Source organism: Gemmatimonadota bacterium (genome assembly GCA_026706845.1).
Lineage (GTDB): Bacteria > Latescibacterota > UBA2968 > UBA2968 > UBA2968 > VXRD01.
In genome coordinates, this window is sequence record JAPOXY010000070.1 from 1 (window position 1) to 13,689 (window position 13,689).

Sequence of the window (13,689 nt, forward strand, 5' to 3'; positions counted from 1 at the left end):
CAATCGACATCCATTGGCAAACTGAGGATAGGTGATAGAATCATAGCGATTCTCATTCTTGTATCTGGGAAAGCCTGCTTTCTCGCCTGTCTTTGACTTCTCTTTGAGACGCCGAAAGAATCCTTTGAATGCTAAATCCACCCTTGCCGATACTTGTTGCAATACCTGACTATATACTTGCTTGAAAGCGGCGTGTTGCTGTTTCAACAATGGTATTGTTTTAGTCTGGTCATATTGAGAGAGAGACTTATTCTCATTTTTCCATGCTTGTATTCTCGCACAGAGTAGTTGATTATAGAGAATGCGACATTCGTCAATATGCGCCAGCAAGATTTGTTCTTGTTTTTTGGTCGGGCGCAATCTGTATTTGAATGACTTAACCATAATAAAAATATATAGTTATGTGCTGTTTGTGTCAAGTTGAAAATAGAATAAATCTTGTTGATGCACCGCCACCGATAGTCCCTCTTTGACTATCCCAGGCTAAAGCCACCCTGCAAATTCTAAGCCCTTCGCCATGCGACCCAACACTAAAGCTCTCTGCGAGTGGGTTTTACGGGCTTTTCGGATAATTCTATAGACGTATAGACCACTACACACGAAGAAAGAAACCCATGCAGATTCCGACACCACAAGACAAACTGTCCGAAATGGACGCTCGCCTGGCGCGCGTCGAGGGAATTGCTGAACAAATGAACACGCGCTTGACTGGCCTTGAAACCCGCGTTGACAACGGCTTTTCCAATATAGACACCCGGTTGACCAACATGGACACCCGGTTGACCAACATGGACACTCGCAATAACAGCAATTTCAGGTGGCTTATTGGCCTGCTAGTCGTTGTGTTGCTTGCAAATGTCGGTACAGCCGTTTCAATCATCATGACCTTTGCTAAGCCCTGAACAGAAAAGGGCTTCTCGAATGCGCCACTACAAATATGAAATTTCTCCCCCCGGTCTCAATTTAAGACCGGGTTTTTTATTTTATCACTTAACTTTATACTTTATTGCCGATACGTAAGTGCCTATAATTGGATTGACAGTACCAATCGCATAAAAAGAGGAGAGTGTGTCATGCCTGTGCTTACAGAAGACGAGATCCGTTTTTTTAAACGCGAGGGCTATCTGGTGAAGAAGGGCGCTCTGGATCCGGAGTTGTGCGCCCGTGCGCGGGAACGCCTGTGGGACGATCCGCCGCCGAGTCTGAAGAAAGACGATCCGGATTCATGGGTGGGTCCCATTAAGCCGGAAGAGGAATCAATGGATAGCAGCAATTATAAGCGCGGTTATCGCTGGCAATACCGCAAGGTGGGCAGAGAGCCCTGGATGATTGAGTTGTTGGCAAAAAATCCGGTTGTGTGGGGTGCTGCTGAGCAGATGCTGGGTAAGGAGAATTTTCCAGAGCCTACAGGCGTGCGCGGTATTTATTGCACGTTGCCCTATGGCGATGTTCCGCGCCAACCGCGTCATTTGCATGTGGATGCCCATGCGTTCAATTTTGCAGTGGTGGGTTATATCGATCATGTGCCCGAAGATGGCGGCGGTTTTACGGTGTGGCCCAGGAGCCATCGCACGTTTTTTTTCGATTACCAGACGCGCTATCTCAGGGAGCCATTGCCCCGGATGGAGAAGCATAGAGAGGCGTTTCAATCTTGTGACGAGAATTCATATCAGACGCATGGCGAACCCGGCGATATTGTTTTTTGGCATCACCGTATCGGGCATATGGCGTCGGCCAATTATTCGCGGCAGATCCGAAAGGCGGTGTTGTACGATTTTAAGTTGAACGATATGCCCCAGCTTCAGGAAGAGCCACCGGGAGATGATATCTGGGTCGATTGGACTGATGATGTGCGGGATGTGTCGATTGAGGATGGGGAATAATAGGCGGAGGGCTACCGGATGGATGTTCAGTTTTGGTCACTGATCTGGGTCGGCGTTGTGGTTATTGTGCTGGGTGTGCTGTTGTATTATGTGATTAAGTCTTACAAGTGAGAGAGGATTTGGTCGATGGTAGAAGTGCAACAATACGCGGTGTGCGATTTTGGATTGTATGCAGATGTGGGTGATAAAAATCCGTTTGCGGTGGAAGTGACGGCAACTTTTACACACGAACTGGGCGAGGTGGTTGAGAATCTGCCCGGTTTTTTTGATGGGGATAAATGGGTTGTCCGTTTTAGTCCGGGTGCAGAAGGGGTTTGGAGGGGGCGTTCGCGGTCTGAGCTTTCGGGTCTGGATGGGGCTGAGTGGGGCGTGCAGTGTGTGGGGAATGAGAACGCTGATGTGCATGGTCTGGTAGGGATTGATCCGGAACATCCACAGCGGTTTGCCTGGTCTGATGGTACGCCGTTTTTATATTTGGGTTTTGAATGCGATTGGTTATTCAGCTATCACCAGGCAGATGCGGAGCGGTGTTATCGGCATGTCGATCTGGTTGCGAGCCGGGGGTTCAATTGTTTTGTTGTGAATTTGTATGCGCACACGGGTTTTGGTTCAAGGCCGAATGACGATACGCGCCCTATGTTGCCCGAGTATATTTTTGGGCCGCCGGAGATGTATTTGTTTGAGGGCACGAATGATGCGCCGGATCACGAGCGGATGAATATCGATTTTTTCCGCGATTTTGATCGCTTGATGCGCTATTTGCACGGGAAGGGGATTGTGGTTCATCTGATGTTGCAGGTGCAAAATAAGCAGGTGAATTGGCCGGCGCGCGAGACAGAAGCAGATGATCGGTTCTGGCGCTATGCGGTTGCGCGGTACCAGGCTTTTGGGAATGTGATCTGGGATGTGGGCAAGGAGAGCAAGAATCTGTATCGCGAGATGGGTGATCACGATTATGTTCTGGAGCGTATGGCTATTATTCGCGGGGCGGATGCGTATGGGCATTTGTTGACGGTGCACGATGTTGAACTTCGAAACGCGGGTACGCTGTCTGAACCCGATCGCCAGTCGGATTTTGTGACGGATCAGGTGCATTTGTCCGATGCTACGCGCTACAATCGAGAGGCGATTCGCAGGATGCGGAATTCGGGTACGCCGTATGTGAATGTGGAATATGGGTATGAACTTGCCGAGGAACAGCTCAAGACTTATCGCGGACGCACGACTGCCGAGTGGGATGATATTTTGAGGTGGACGTGGGCGATTTATGCGGCTGGCGCGTATCCGTGTTATTATTACGATAATACGTCGTGGGATTTGATTAAGTTTGAGCCGGTGCCAGAGAGTTGGAGGAGGTATCGGGAGTTGCGGGATTTTTTGGAGGGGCTGCCATTTAATCAGATGGTTGGGGATAATGAATACGTGGAGCGCGGTTTTTGTCTGGCGCTGGCAGGGGATGCGTATCTGGTGTATTTGCCCGAGGGCGGCGATACGCGTATTGATTTATCCGATGTGGGTGAGGGGACGCCAATAGCGGTGGATTGGATGGCGGTTTTGACAGGTGAACGGAGCAGTGGAGAGATGGAGAAGTCGGATTTCTGGGGTGGGTTTAATACCGATTTGGTCAATCCGTTTGGGGATAAAGATCAGCCGTGTGTTGTGGGGTTGTGGGTAGGAGGGAAAGGAGCTATACGGTAGAAAGTGCCTGTTGGTTTTGTATGAGGATATTCGGATTGGGATTTTTATTGGGTACTGGAAGGCCCTGTTCTTTCAAGAGTTCAACATGTTCTTCCATTCCCCATTTTGCTTTGAACATGCAATCTTCAATGGAATGTCCAATACCTGTAAAACCTTCCAGTTCTGGGGAGTAAAAGCCAAAAAAATCCGGTTCTTCCGTGGCTTCAATGACCAATGAGTAAGGTAGATCAAGCATTGTTGGGGTCCTGTTATTTTATTCAAAATACAGTTTATTGGTACAAGAGTCAATAATCCGATTTGGATCTACCATGAGTATTGAACGATATTTTTTGGGCTGTCCGATTTGGGGCAATAAAGAGTGGGTGGGCGAGTTGTTTGCGCCCGATGTTGTGCAAAAAGATTTTTTGAGACAGTACGCCTCTGTGTTTAATACCGTGGAGGGCAATACCACTTTTTACGGTTTGCCTTCGGATAAGGCCGCGATGCGCTGGCTGTCCGATACGCCGCCGAGTTTTCGCTTTGTGCTTAAGTTTCCGCGTGCGATTAGCCACGATAAGCGGTTGCGAGATGCCGAGTTGGAGACGGCTGCGTTTGTAGATGTTCTCACGGTGTTACAGGATCGGGTGGGTCCGTCATTTTTGCAGTTGCCTCCGTCTTATGGGCCGCGCGATTTGCCGGTGTTGGACAGGTATTTGGATGCGTTGCCCGATATATTTTCTTATGCTGTGGAGATTCGGCACCATCTGTTTTTTGCCGAGGCAGAAAATGAGTTGAATGCGGTGCTCAAAAGCCATGGGGTAGATCGCGTGGTTTTTGATACGCGCGGGGTGCATAGTGCGCAAGTAGCAAGTAACAAGCCAAAGGTCCCGGTTCGGTTTGTTGCAACGGGGCGTTTTCCTTTTGTGAGGTTTGTCGGGCATCCCGAGGTTGATAAAAATCTGCCGCTTCTGGCGGAATGGGTGCCGGTGGTTGCCAATTGGATACGCGAGGGGCGAACGCCTTTTGTATTTATGCACGCTCCCGATGATTTTTACGCACCGCAGTTGGCGCGCCATTTTCACCAGATGCTGTCCGGGGATATAGATGTCGGCGAGATGCCGCCCTGGCCCGCGGAACAGGTCGTAGAGGAGCCTGTGCAGATGGATTTGTTTTGATAAAAGCTGTTTTTCTTCCTGCGCCCTGTCGAAAAAAATTGACTTTTGGAAATTTTAGGTTCATTCATATTTATCTTAAAAAATATTCACCTGTCTCAAGAGGAGATGCCTTATGGATGCGCGCGAGCGGTATTTCTGGGATTTGACGGGATACCTCGTCGTGAAAGGCGTGTTGTCAGAAGAGGAGGTTGCGCGGGCGAATGATATTGTGGATCGCTACTGGGACCGGGTTGAGGTCGGCGGTTCAACGGCGAGAGATTCGGTTGCTTTTGCCGGTACGGGGCGTCCTATGATGCCCGGTATTCTCGAGTTTCCAAAGCCGGATTGCGATCCTTTTCGGGAGATGCTGGCACATCCGGTGCTGGTGAAGTATCTCAATGTGATGTGCGATAAAGGATTTCGGCTGGATCACGGTCCGATGTTTATTGTGAGTAACAAGGGTACGGCAGGCCATACGATGCACGGGAATGGCGAGCCTCATCGGCCGTATGTTGCGTATCACCATCAGAATGGCAAGCCGTGGGTGGGTGGTGTGACTGTGGCGTGGCAGTTGCACGATTGCAAGGAGGGTATGGGTGGATTTGCCTGTGTGCCATCGAGCCATAAGGCGATGTTTCCGATGCCCAAAGGTGTGAGTACAGGAGATGACGATATGGGCTTGATCAAGCAGCCAGTGGTGGAGGCTGGCGATGTTGTCTTTTTTATGGATAGCGCGCAATCACACGGTGCAACACCGTGGAAGTTGGATTCGACGCGGCGGTCCATTTTGTTCAAATACACAGCGCGCACCTGTGCGCGGGGCGGTCCTTCGCAAGAGGTGTCGCCACCGGAGATTTATTGGGATCGAGAAATTGTCGAGGATATGACGCCCGAGCAGTTGTCGGTTATGTATGGTCCCTATTCCAATCACAGGGGCCGCGTTCCATCTCTGGAGGTCGGGGAAGATGGGCGTGTGAAAATAGAGGCGTAAGAAAAGGAGAGGCTTTATGAATGCACGCGAGCGGTATTTCTGGGATTTGACGGGATACCTCGTCGTGAAAGGCGTGTTGTCAGAAGAGGAGGTTGCACGGGCGAATGATATTGTGGATCGCTATTGGGACCGGGTTGAGGTTGGCGAATCAAAGGCGAGGAAGTCAGTTGCTTTTGCCGGTACGGGACGTCCTATGTTGCCCGGTATTCTCGAGTTTCCAGAGCCAGATTGCGATCCTTTCAGGGAGATGCTGGCACATCCGGTGCTGGTGAAGTATCTCAATGTGATGTGTGGCAAGGGTTTTCGGCTGGATCACGGTCCGATGTTTATTGTGAGTAACAAGGGTACGTCGGGTCATACGATGCACGGGAATGGCGAGCCTCATCGGCCGCATGTTGCGTATCACCATCAGAATGGCAAGCCGTGGGTTGGCGGTGTGACTGTGGCGTGGCAATTGCACGATTGCAAAGAGGGGATGGGTGGGTTTGCCTGTGTGCCTTCCAGCCATAAGGCGATGTTTCCCACGCCAAAAGGCGTGAGTACAGGAGACGACGATATGGGCTTGATCAAGCAGCCCGTGGTGGAAGCCGGCGATGTTATATTTTTTATGGATAGCGCGCAAGCTCACGGTGCAACACCGTGGAAGTTGGATTCGACGCGGCGGTCCATTTTGTTCAAATACACAGCGCGCACCTGTGTGCGCAGCGGTCTTGCGCAGGAGGTGTCGCCGCCGGAGATTTATTGGGATCAAGAAATTGTGGAGGGGATGACGGCGGAGCAGTTGTCGGTTATGTATGGTCCCTATTCCAATCACAGGGGCCGCGTGCCATTTCTGGAGGTCTGTGATGATGGGGTCGTGCGGATAGAGGCTTAGTATTAAGAAAAGGAGCGTTTTACCATGGGTAACAATCTTTATACAGTGAGTGAAGAGGAGAAGTACTTTTTTGACCTGCGCGGTTATCTGGTCGTGCGGGGTGCTCTGTCTGCGGATGAGGTCAAGGTGTGCAATGATGCGATTGATCACTACGGGGATGAGATCAGGACGCGGTCTATTGAAGATGGCGGCCTGGCGCGGGGTTCTTCCGTGCTTACGGGGAAAGAGGGCAGGCGTGAGCTTACGGGGATGTTGGGCTGGCCCGAACCCTATCGCGAGCCGTTTCGGAAGTTGCTGGTTCATCCGGTTGTGGTGAGTCGTTTAAATGAGTTTAGCGGTAAGGGTTTTCGCCTGGATCACGGGCCGCTGTTGATTAGCGCGCACAAGGGTGCAGAGGGTCATACACTGCACGGCGGTGGCGAGCCGTTTAGCCAGTCGGTGTGGTATCACCAGCAGAATGGGAAGATTTTCTGTCGGGGTATTACTGTGGCGTGGCAGTTGACGGATGTCAATGAGGGCGATGGTGGTTTTGCCTGTGTGCCGGGGAGCCATAAGACAGCCGAGCCTACACCCGCTGAGGTGCGTTCTGTAGAGGACGATATGGGGCTGGTCTATCAACCGGTGATGCAGGCGGGCGATGTGCTGTTTTTTGCGGAGACGATGACGCATGGTACGCTGCCGTGGCGCAGCGATGGCGAGCGGCGTTCTGTGCTTTATAAGTACGCTTCTCGCGCCGCGGCTCGCGCTGTGGGTAAGTATTTTACGCCCGAGGATCGCTATGGCGATTGGGTCAGTGAGTTGACACCAGAACAACAGGCTGTTTTGTACGGTCCCGGGGTCCACCACGGGGGCCAGCTGCCCCTGTTAGAGTCCGATGGCGAGACTACGCGGGTTGTGTCGTAGGGGGCGGTCCCTGTGCCGTCCCTCACAAGGAGCAAATCATGGATGCCAAAGAGCGATACTACTGGGATGTGACGGGGCATCTGGTGGTGCGCGATGTTCTGTCGCAGGAAGAGTTGGATGCGGTGAACAATGTGCTGAATTATGTTATTGGTACTGGTATTGTTCACCAGAGCGAGGATAATCACGGGGCAGCAGATTCTACGTTTTTGCGGGGGACTGGTTCGCGCTGGGCACACGGTACCAGTTTGCTGGAGTTGCCCCGGCCGTATTGCGATCCTGTTCGCAATTTGTTGGCTCATCCGGTTGTTGTGAAGTATTTGAATGTGATGTGTGGGAAGGGTTTCAGGCTGGATCACGGTCCCCAGTTCAATAATGCGGTGAAGGGTACGGCGGGTCTGGTCATGCACGGCGCGGGGGAGCCGCATCGGGAATACGTGGCTTATCATCACCAGAATGGCGAGATGTATTGCGGCGGGGTTACTGTGACGTGGAATTTGACGGATTGTCCAGCGGGTAAGGGGGGGTTTGCTTCGGTGCCCGGGTCACATAAGTCGAAGTTTCGGATGCCGATTGGGGTTCGCAATTGCGATGAGGATATGGGTGCGATTGCCAATCCGGGGATTCGAGCCGGCGATGTGCTGTTTTTTATGGATGGAGCGCAATCCCACGGGACCCATCCGTGGCAAAATGATCACGACCGCAGGTCTATTCTTTTTAAGTACGCTTCCCGCACGGCTACGCGACAGGGTCCGTCGAATGCGGTTTGTCATCCCGAAGTTTTTTGGGATCGGGATATTGTCGATGGGATGTCGATGGAGGAACGCGCGGTGATGTACGGCCCCTGTTCTGCGCCGCCGAGCGATGAGATGTTTCTGGTGGTTGAAGATGACGGTGCGGTTCGGCTGGAGAATACGCGGGTGCAACAGGCTGCGGATTGAGTAGGGGCGGTGCCCCCGTGCCGTCCCGTGTTTGTCATCGCGGCATGATTAAAGCAGAGGCTCCTGGAGATGCGATCTTCAGGAGCCTTTTTTTTATTCCGCATATTGATTGGCGAAGATGATGAAGTCGGTAAAGTTGATGTGTCCATCTCCGTTGAGGTCAAAGTGTCGCTGATAGCTGGTGTCGCCCCGGTTCAGGCCAAAGTTCTGGACGAATAGGAGAAAGTCGGCGAAGTCCCGTTGTCCATTGCCATTGAAGTCTATGCTTATTTCGCCGCCCCTGCCAACGGTGAGGGCGATGTTTTCGTCGCCTATTTGGTAGGGTATGTATTCCATGACTGCTAAGAGCATTTCGTCGGTGGTTTTTTCACCCCATGTCGAGGTGCGGGGCGGGTAATTGGGGTTGAGCGGGTTGTTTGAGGTGTTGTCGTAGGTGGTGATGGCGTGGATTTGAGATCCCGCAGCTATTTTCTGGTATTGGGTGAAGGTGTAATTGCCCTGCCAGTTAAAATCCCAGTCTTCAATACGGATGAGGTTGGTGCGGTTGCCCTGTGGGTCCGTGGCATAGATTTCCCAGTATTTGCCCAGCAGGTGCATGTGCGGGTAGATGGACAGGAGGCTGATGTCCCGATTGATGAAGAGTGTTGTGCGAAATGTTTTGACCCGATCTTTCGGGATGACAAAGAGGTCGTCGATTTTGATTTTTTCTACGGGGGTGCCGCCGTGTCGCTCCTCTCCGAGCAGGACCCTGAATATTCTGCTCAGTGTTTTACCGTCGGTGGTGAGCGGCGCAAAGCTGATAAAGCCGACTTCTCTTTCGATGGGTTCTTTTTTGAAGAATATGTTGACGCTGGATTGATCGGATTCTGCAAGCGGCCAGGGTGCGTAGTGTACCTGGATCAGTAAGTCGGAGTTTTTGGGCAGTATGTGTCCAACGCCTTTGGGATATATCGAGGGTTTCGCGCCGGGTGTATATCCGGGGAGGACAACGGCGGTTGGCGCGCCAAATGCACCAAAGGATTCGTAACCGTATTCCGGGGTTTCGCGGTCTTTTTGACGACCAGTGCCCGTGATGTCGGCGCCGATGAGGGCGTGGTGGACGATTCTGCGGTTGCCGGGGCGAAATTCAACGGCTTCGACTTCCCGGTCTTCTGTGAGGTGGGTTGGGATGACGAAGACCTGGTACTGGTCCTCATTGTCGCCGCGGATTGTAAAGGGTTCTGCCATTGTGAGTACGAGGTCGGGGGTGCCGAGTACAGAGCCTGTTGGAAATTCCGGCATGGGGGCTTCAAGGGCGATGTCGCCCTGGGGAAAGCCGGCGTTGACCCAGTTTGAGATGGTGTTGATTTCCGTTTTGGTGAGTGTTCTCGCGCCGATGTGCTGGCTGTAGTTGTAATCGGGTTTCCACGGGGGCATGTACTGGGTTTCTGTGACGTATTTGATCATGTCTGCATAAGCCGCGATTTCGCTGTAATTTGTAAGGGGCATAGGCCCTATTTCACCGTTTCGATGACACGATGTGCAGTTGTTGTATATGATGGACGAGACGTGTTCGCTAAAGGTGGGGGGTTTCGCGTGCGGCGAGGCAACGGCGAGGAGGATCGCGAGTATGGAGAGGGTAAGTGGTCGCATGGCTTTATTCCTTTGTGTTTTGCCATGAGGTTATGATGCAGCCAATGGCCCGGGTTTGGCGAAATGTCGGGGGTTTTTCGTTTTTGAGGGCTTTTAGTACTTCTGTGAGGTCGTGTTCGGTGACGATGCGGCGTCTTTTGCCCAGGCTCGCAAAGGTGTTGTCAATGCGCCCCCGATAGATGGCGGTGTGCGATGTGTCGGCAACGACGACTTCTGGCGTGATTGTTGCTCCCAAACGGTTCACCCAGGTGTGGGTGGCGTCTCCGATGCAGGTGAATGGCAAGGCGTATTTTTCTTTGAACGCGGCAATTGTGGCTGGGGTGGAGAGCCGATTGGGGAATACGCCGATGAATTCGAGTTGTTCAGATGCGTATTCTGCGTGCAATTTTTTTAGCGTTAAGGTGTAATGCCGCGAGACCGGACAGGTTTCTCCCATAAAGATATAAATTTTATACGGTGTACACAACCCCGATCCGGATGAGAGGAGGAGGGCGATGGTTATGGCTGTGATGTTATAACGCCAATTCATAGGTTTAGTCCAGTAATTTGCCGCCGCCAAACATGGTGGCGATGTCGCGCTGGATGTCCGCCGGGGTGAGGGGCCAGCCCGCGGCGCGAAGCGATTCGTATTTGTCGATGAAGACGGGGGCGATGACGCCGATGGAATGGGTCCATTTGTAGAGGAGCTGGTCCAGGATGCGGGCGTCGGAGTGCTGGGGTACAAAGCTGGTGCCGAGGAGTTCGAGGCGTTCGGCTGTGATTTCCCGGATGATGCTGGGGTTGTTCAAGAACCACCAGCAGCCAAAGGGGTGTACGTTGGGGAATTTTCGGCCCGTGACGCAGAGTTCGTGCTGGTTTTCGCGCGAGAGGAGGGTGATGAGGAAGTTGACGTCGGGCCAGTCGCGCGCGATGCGTTCGAGGTTGGCGATGTCCCATTTGCCCAGGCTGTCGCCGCCGTCTTTGAGGATTGGGTTGACTTGCCGGGTGACGCCGATCATCATTGCCGAGGGGATTTGCAGTTCCCGGGCTGTGGGATATACGACGTTGCCCATCATTTGGGAGATGCTGTCTTCAGAGGGATAGGCAAAGTCCGGGGGGAGCGATATGGCCATGTATCGGGCGTTCATTTTTTGTGCCCAGTCGGTGAGGTAGCGCCGCAGTTCCGCAAAGGTTTTGTCGGATAGGCTTTCTTCTACGTCGTATCCCATCGCGCGGAGTTTGTCGGCGGGCGCGGGCCAGTTCATGAGCGCGCTGTCCAGGCGCAGGACAGCCCTGAAGCGCGGGTCGATTTCCACACCCTGTTGCCACATGGGGCCTTCGGTGTCATCGAGGGGGTCGTTGGTCATATAGACACAGGCGACGCCGGCACTTTCAAAGACCATGTCGGTGTATTCTTCGGGTGTTTTTGATTTGTGGTATGCGCGAAATTCGGACAGGTCTTTTGCGCGCGGGTTCAGTCCCAGGCGGTTCATGACGGTGACGACGCCTAATTGGGCTTCGGAGATTGGGGAGCTGTTGCCGACAAAGAGTTGTTGCCAGATGATGTCGGCCTGTTCGGCAGCGGGCATGTTGTTGAATGTGTCAACTGCAACGCCTTCGGGCAACATGCGCGAGCATTCGGCTTTGAGGTAGTGATAGGTGAGGAGTTCGTCGGGTCCGGCCAGATAGAGGTCGCCCATGGAGGCGGGGTAGAGGTGGGTGTGTATATCGACGATGGCGTGGTTTTGAAATGCGTTGTGTACGGCTTCTGCGATTGAAAAGTCGGACATCATAGTTCTCCCTTATATTTTTAAATAAAAGCCTTCAACTAATTCTAAAAATTCGCGCCAGCTTTTGATTTCGACGTGGGGGTCGGGTCCATCGAGTGGGGCGTCCAAACGGTTGTACCATACGGCGCCCATGCCGGCGTTGTGCGCGGCTGCGATATCGTATTGCGGCGAGTTGCCTACGTACCAGATGTCGGCGGGTTTGAATCCGAGTTTGGCGGCGGCGGTTTCCAACAGGAGGGGGTGGGGTTTGCGTACCCAGTAGTCGGCGCTGGACATGAGAAAGCGGAAGTAGTCCGCTATGCCCTGTTGTTCGATTTCCCACATCAATGTGTTGCCGCAAAATGCGGCGTTGCTGACGATGCCCATTGGGATGTTTTTGTCTCGCAATATTTCGAGGACGTATTCTATGCCCGGCTCGGGCTGCCAGGACATTGCCGCGCGCCAGAATGTGCGTTCGACTTCTTCAGGTGTGCGTTCGAAGGTGATGTGCAGGGCTTCGTAAACGTGGCGCTGGATGATGTGCGGATGAAATTCTACCTGTGCTTTTTCCCTGCGCGGTATGAGGTCGCGGTTGAGTTTTTTTATGTTTGTGTCAATGTCTTCGACTGTGTAACCCAATGGGTTGTCGGCGATTTTGAGTGTGGCTGCATGCCCGGCTTCCGGGTCGAATCCGAGGTGGGTCAAGAGGGTGTCGCCCAGGTCGAATAAGATGCCGAGGGGTTTTTGCAAGGTGAGCCGTTCTTCGAGCAGGGGTTGTGGTTCTTCTTCTTCCTCGATGAGCGGTTCTTCTTCGGTTTCTTCACCGCGTGTGGTTTCAGGTGTGCGTTCACGCATGTTTTTTGGATTTTGTCGTTCCATGTTTGAGTATCCATTTTCGATATATTGCCAAAGTATATAATGAGAAGGGTATTGTGGCAAGTGAAAGAAGTTGTAGTAAAAAATGATATGGATTTTAAGCCTATAAGAGTTTATCATAATCTTGCGATATGAACAGCTACTATTGACAAGGAGTGGACGATGGTTCCAGATCTCGATGTTTATTTGTTTGATTTGCGGGGCTACCTGCATATAGAGGGGGCGCTGACGACGGATGAGGTTCAGGCGTTGAACGATTGTTTGGATGATATTCCCGCGTTGAAGCCGGGGGAGTGGTTCGGGTATGTTCAGGGGCATTCGTATGGCGATGTGACGTCGGGGATCAATTATCAGCAGATTTACGAGGCGGGCGAGCCGTTTGAAGATTTGATTGATCATCCGTCGTGGTTCGAGCATGTGAAACTTTTTATCGGCGCGGAGGGGTCGTTTGATCACCATCACGGTCCGATGTTTATCGATGAGTGTTTTGCCAATTTTCGCGAGCCGGGCGAGGCGATTGGGTTGCATTCGGGCGGGTTTCCGCCGATTACGAGGAATCAGTTCCGGTATCACGGGGGGCGGTTTATGTGCGGGCAGGTGAATGTGCTGATGGCGCTGACGGATATCGGTCCGGGCGATGGGGGGACGATGTTGATTCCGGGGAGTCACAAGGCGAATTTCAGGCATCCGTTTTACGATAAGCAGAGGATGGGAGAGGATAGGTCTGTGGAGGGTACGGTGGGCGCGATTGAAGTGTTTATGAAGGCGGGCGATGCGCTGGTTTTTGTGGATGGGATTTCACACGGGTCGGCAAAGCGGGTGAATGCGGGGACGCGGCGCGTTGTGGTGTATCGGTACGGGCCTTCGTGGGGAAATTTCCGGCACGGGTACCAGCCTTCGCCAGAGTTGCTGGAACGCCTCACACCCCAACGCCGCCGGATCGTTCAACCGCAAGTGTTGATCCCGAGAGAACCGCAGGTGAAGAGAAGTGAAGGATGAGTAAGACGAGTGCC

15 protein-coding genes are annotated in these 13,689 nt (G+C 52.7%); 9 read left to right on the forward strand and 6 right to left on the reverse strand.

The genetic code is table 11. The features are described 5' to 3' along the window. A partial coding sequence (locus OXG87_06760) for a helix-turn-helix domain-containing protein (GenBank protein MCY3869242.1) occupies positions 1 to 384 on the reverse strand: 384 nt, incomplete at its 3' end. A 230-nt stretch (positions 385 to 614) separates the two neighbouring features. On the opposite strand from OXG87_06760, the gene OXG87_06765 reads away from it, so the two are divergent. The 3 genes from OXG87_06765 (at position 615) to OXG87_06775 (ending at position 3,581) form a co-directional block, all read left to right on the forward strand. After that, on the forward strand, positions 615 to 902 hold the full coding sequence (locus tag OXG87_06765) for a hypothetical protein (GenBank protein MCY3869243.1): 288 nt from the start codon (positions 615 to 617) through the stop codon (positions 900 to 902). A 171-nt stretch (positions 903 to 1,073) separates the two neighbouring features. Further along, complete coding sequence (locus OXG87_06770; GenBank protein ID MCY3869244.1) at positions 1,074 to 1,883, forward strand: phytanoyl-CoA dioxygenase family protein; 810 nt, start codon at positions 1,074 to 1,076, stop codon at positions 1,881 to 1,883. Between the two features lie 126 nt (positions 1,884 to 2,009). Next, positions 2,010 to 3,581, forward strand: a complete 1,572-nt coding sequence (locus tag OXG87_06775; GenBank protein MCY3869245.1) for a DUF5060 domain-containing protein — start codon at positions 2,010 to 2,012, stop codon at positions 3,579 to 3,581. On the opposite strand, the gene OXG87_06780 is transcribed toward OXG87_06775, so the two are convergent. Further along, positions 3,571 to 3,816, reverse strand: coding sequence for a type II toxin-antitoxin system HicB family antitoxin (locus OXG87_06780; GenBank protein MCY3869246.1), 246 nt, complete (start codon positions 3,814 to 3,816; stop codon positions 3,571 to 3,573). The two genes, OXG87_06775 and OXG87_06780, sit on opposite strands and share 11 nt — an antisense overlap. Positions 3,817 to 3,889: 73 nt before the next feature. Between OXG87_06780 and OXG87_06785 the strand changes: the two genes are divergently transcribed. From OXG87_06785 to OXG87_06805, 5 genes are all read left to right on the forward strand, one after another. Continuing rightward, positions 3,890 to 4,735 (forward strand): DUF72 domain-containing protein, encoded by an 846-nt coding sequence (locus OXG87_06785; GenBank protein MCY3869247.1) that lies wholly within the window; start codon positions 3,890 to 3,892, stop codon positions 4,733 to 4,735. A gap of 112 nt (positions 4,736 to 4,847) precedes the next feature. After that, positions 4,848 to 5,705, forward strand: a complete 858-nt coding sequence (locus OXG87_06790) for a phytanoyl-CoA dioxygenase family protein (protein MCY3869248.1) — start codon at positions 4,848 to 4,850, stop codon at positions 5,703 to 5,705. 16 nt (positions 5,706 to 5,721) lie between these two features. Further along, positions 5,722 to 6,579 (forward strand): phytanoyl-CoA dioxygenase family protein, encoded by an 858-nt coding sequence (locus OXG87_06795; protein MCY3869249.1) that lies wholly within the window; start codon positions 5,722 to 5,724, stop codon positions 6,577 to 6,579. Positions 6,580 to 6,603: 24 nt separating this feature from the next. Then, positions 6,604 to 7,482, forward strand: a complete 879-nt coding sequence (locus tag OXG87_06800) for a phytanoyl-CoA dioxygenase family protein (protein ID MCY3869250.1) — start codon at positions 6,604 to 6,606, stop codon at positions 7,480 to 7,482. Positions 7,483 to 7,520: 38 nt separating this feature from the next. Beyond that, entirely contained in the window at positions 7,521 to 8,420 is a 900-nt protein-coding gene (locus tag OXG87_06805) for a phytanoyl-CoA dioxygenase family protein (GenBank protein ID MCY3869251.1), read from the forward strand. Between the two features lie 93 nt (positions 8,421 to 8,513). Here the strand turns inward: OXG87_06805 and OXG87_06810 are convergent, their stop codons facing one another. The 4 genes from OXG87_06810 to OXG87_06825 are packed head-to-tail and all read right to left on the reverse strand — an operon-like array spanning position 8,514 to position 12,679. Beyond that, a complete protein-coding gene (locus OXG87_06810) occupies positions 8,514 to 10,052 on the reverse strand; it encodes a dockerin type I domain-containing protein (GenBank protein ID MCY3869252.1) in 1,539 nt (512 codons plus the stop codon). 4 nt (positions 10,053 to 10,056) lie between these two features. Beyond that, positions 10,057 to 10,581 (reverse strand): redoxin domain-containing protein, encoded by a 525-nt coding sequence (locus OXG87_06815; GenBank protein MCY3869253.1) that lies wholly within the window; start codon positions 10,579 to 10,581, stop codon positions 10,057 to 10,059. 4 nt (positions 10,582 to 10,585) lie between these two features. Continuing rightward, complete coding sequence (locus OXG87_06820) at positions 10,586 to 11,821, reverse strand: glucuronate isomerase (GenBank protein ID MCY3869254.1); 1,236 nt, start codon at positions 11,819 to 11,821, stop codon at positions 10,586 to 10,588. Positions 11,822 to 11,833: 12 nt separating this feature from the next. Then, positions 11,834 to 12,679 carry an HAD family hydrolase gene (locus tag OXG87_06825; protein MCY3869255.1) on the reverse strand — a complete coding sequence of 282 codons (846 nt, stop codon included), beginning with the start codon at positions 12,677 to 12,679 and terminating at the stop codon, positions 11,834 to 11,836. A gap of 159 nt (positions 12,680 to 12,838) precedes the next feature. On the opposite strand from OXG87_06825, the gene OXG87_06830 reads away from it, so the two are divergent. Beyond that, complete coding sequence (locus OXG87_06830; protein ID MCY3869256.1) at positions 12,839 to 13,675, forward strand: phytanoyl-CoA dioxygenase family protein; 837 nt, start codon at positions 12,839 to 12,841, stop codon at positions 13,673 to 13,675. The last annotated feature ends 14 nt before the right edge of the window (positions 13,676 to 13,689 follow it).

Bases quoted from the DNA above. Each gene is read 5' to 3' on its own strand.
- OXG87_06820 (MCY3869254.1), bottom strand. From the start codon at position 11,821: ATGTCCGACTTTTCAATCGCAGAAGCCGTACACAACGCATTTCAAAAC.
- OXG87_06780 (MCY3869246.1), bottom strand. From the start codon at position 3,816: ATGCTTGATCTACCTTACTCATTGGTCATTGAAGCCACGGAAGAACCG.
- OXG87_06775 (MCY3869245.1), top strand. From the start codon at position 2,010: ATGGTAGAAGTGCAACAATACGCGGTGTGCGATTTTGGATTGTATGCA.
- OXG87_06815 (MCY3869253.1), bottom strand. From the start codon at position 10,581: ATGAATTGGCGTTATAACATCACAGCCATAACCATCGCCCTCCTCCTC.
- OXG87_06800 (MCY3869250.1), top strand. From the start codon at position 6,604: ATGGGTAACAATCTTTATACAGTGAGTGAAGAGGAGAAGTACTTTTTT.
- OXG87_06785 (MCY3869247.1), top strand. From the start codon at position 3,890: ATGAGTATTGAACGATATTTTTTGGGCTGTCCGATTTGGGGCAATAAA.
- OXG87_06765 (MCY3869243.1), top strand. From the start codon at position 615: ATGCAGATTCCGACACCACAAGACAAACTGTCCGAAATGGACGCTCGC.
- OXG87_06770 (MCY3869244.1), top strand. From the start codon at position 1,074: ATGCCTGTGCTTACAGAAGACGAGATCCGTTTTTTTAAACGCGAGGGC.
- OXG87_06825 (MCY3869255.1), bottom strand. From the start codon at position 12,679: ATGGAACGACAAAATCCAAAAAACATGCGTGAACGCACACCTGAAACC.
- OXG87_06810 (MCY3869252.1), bottom strand. From the start codon at position 10,052: ATGCGACCACTTACCCTCTCCATACTCGCGATCCTCCTCGCCGTTGCC.
- OXG87_06830 (MCY3869256.1), top strand. From the start codon at position 12,839: ATGGTTCCAGATCTCGATGTTTATTTGTTTGATTTGCGGGGCTACCTG.
- OXG87_06805 (MCY3869251.1), top strand. From the start codon at position 7,521: ATGGATGCCAAAGAGCGATACTACTGGGATGTGACGGGGCATCTGGTG.
- OXG87_06795 (MCY3869249.1), top strand. From the start codon at position 5,722: ATGAATGCACGCGAGCGGTATTTCTGGGATTTGACGGGATACCTCGTC.
- OXG87_06790 (MCY3869248.1), top strand. From the start codon at position 4,848: ATGGATGCGCGCGAGCGGTATTTCTGGGATTTGACGGGATACCTCGTC.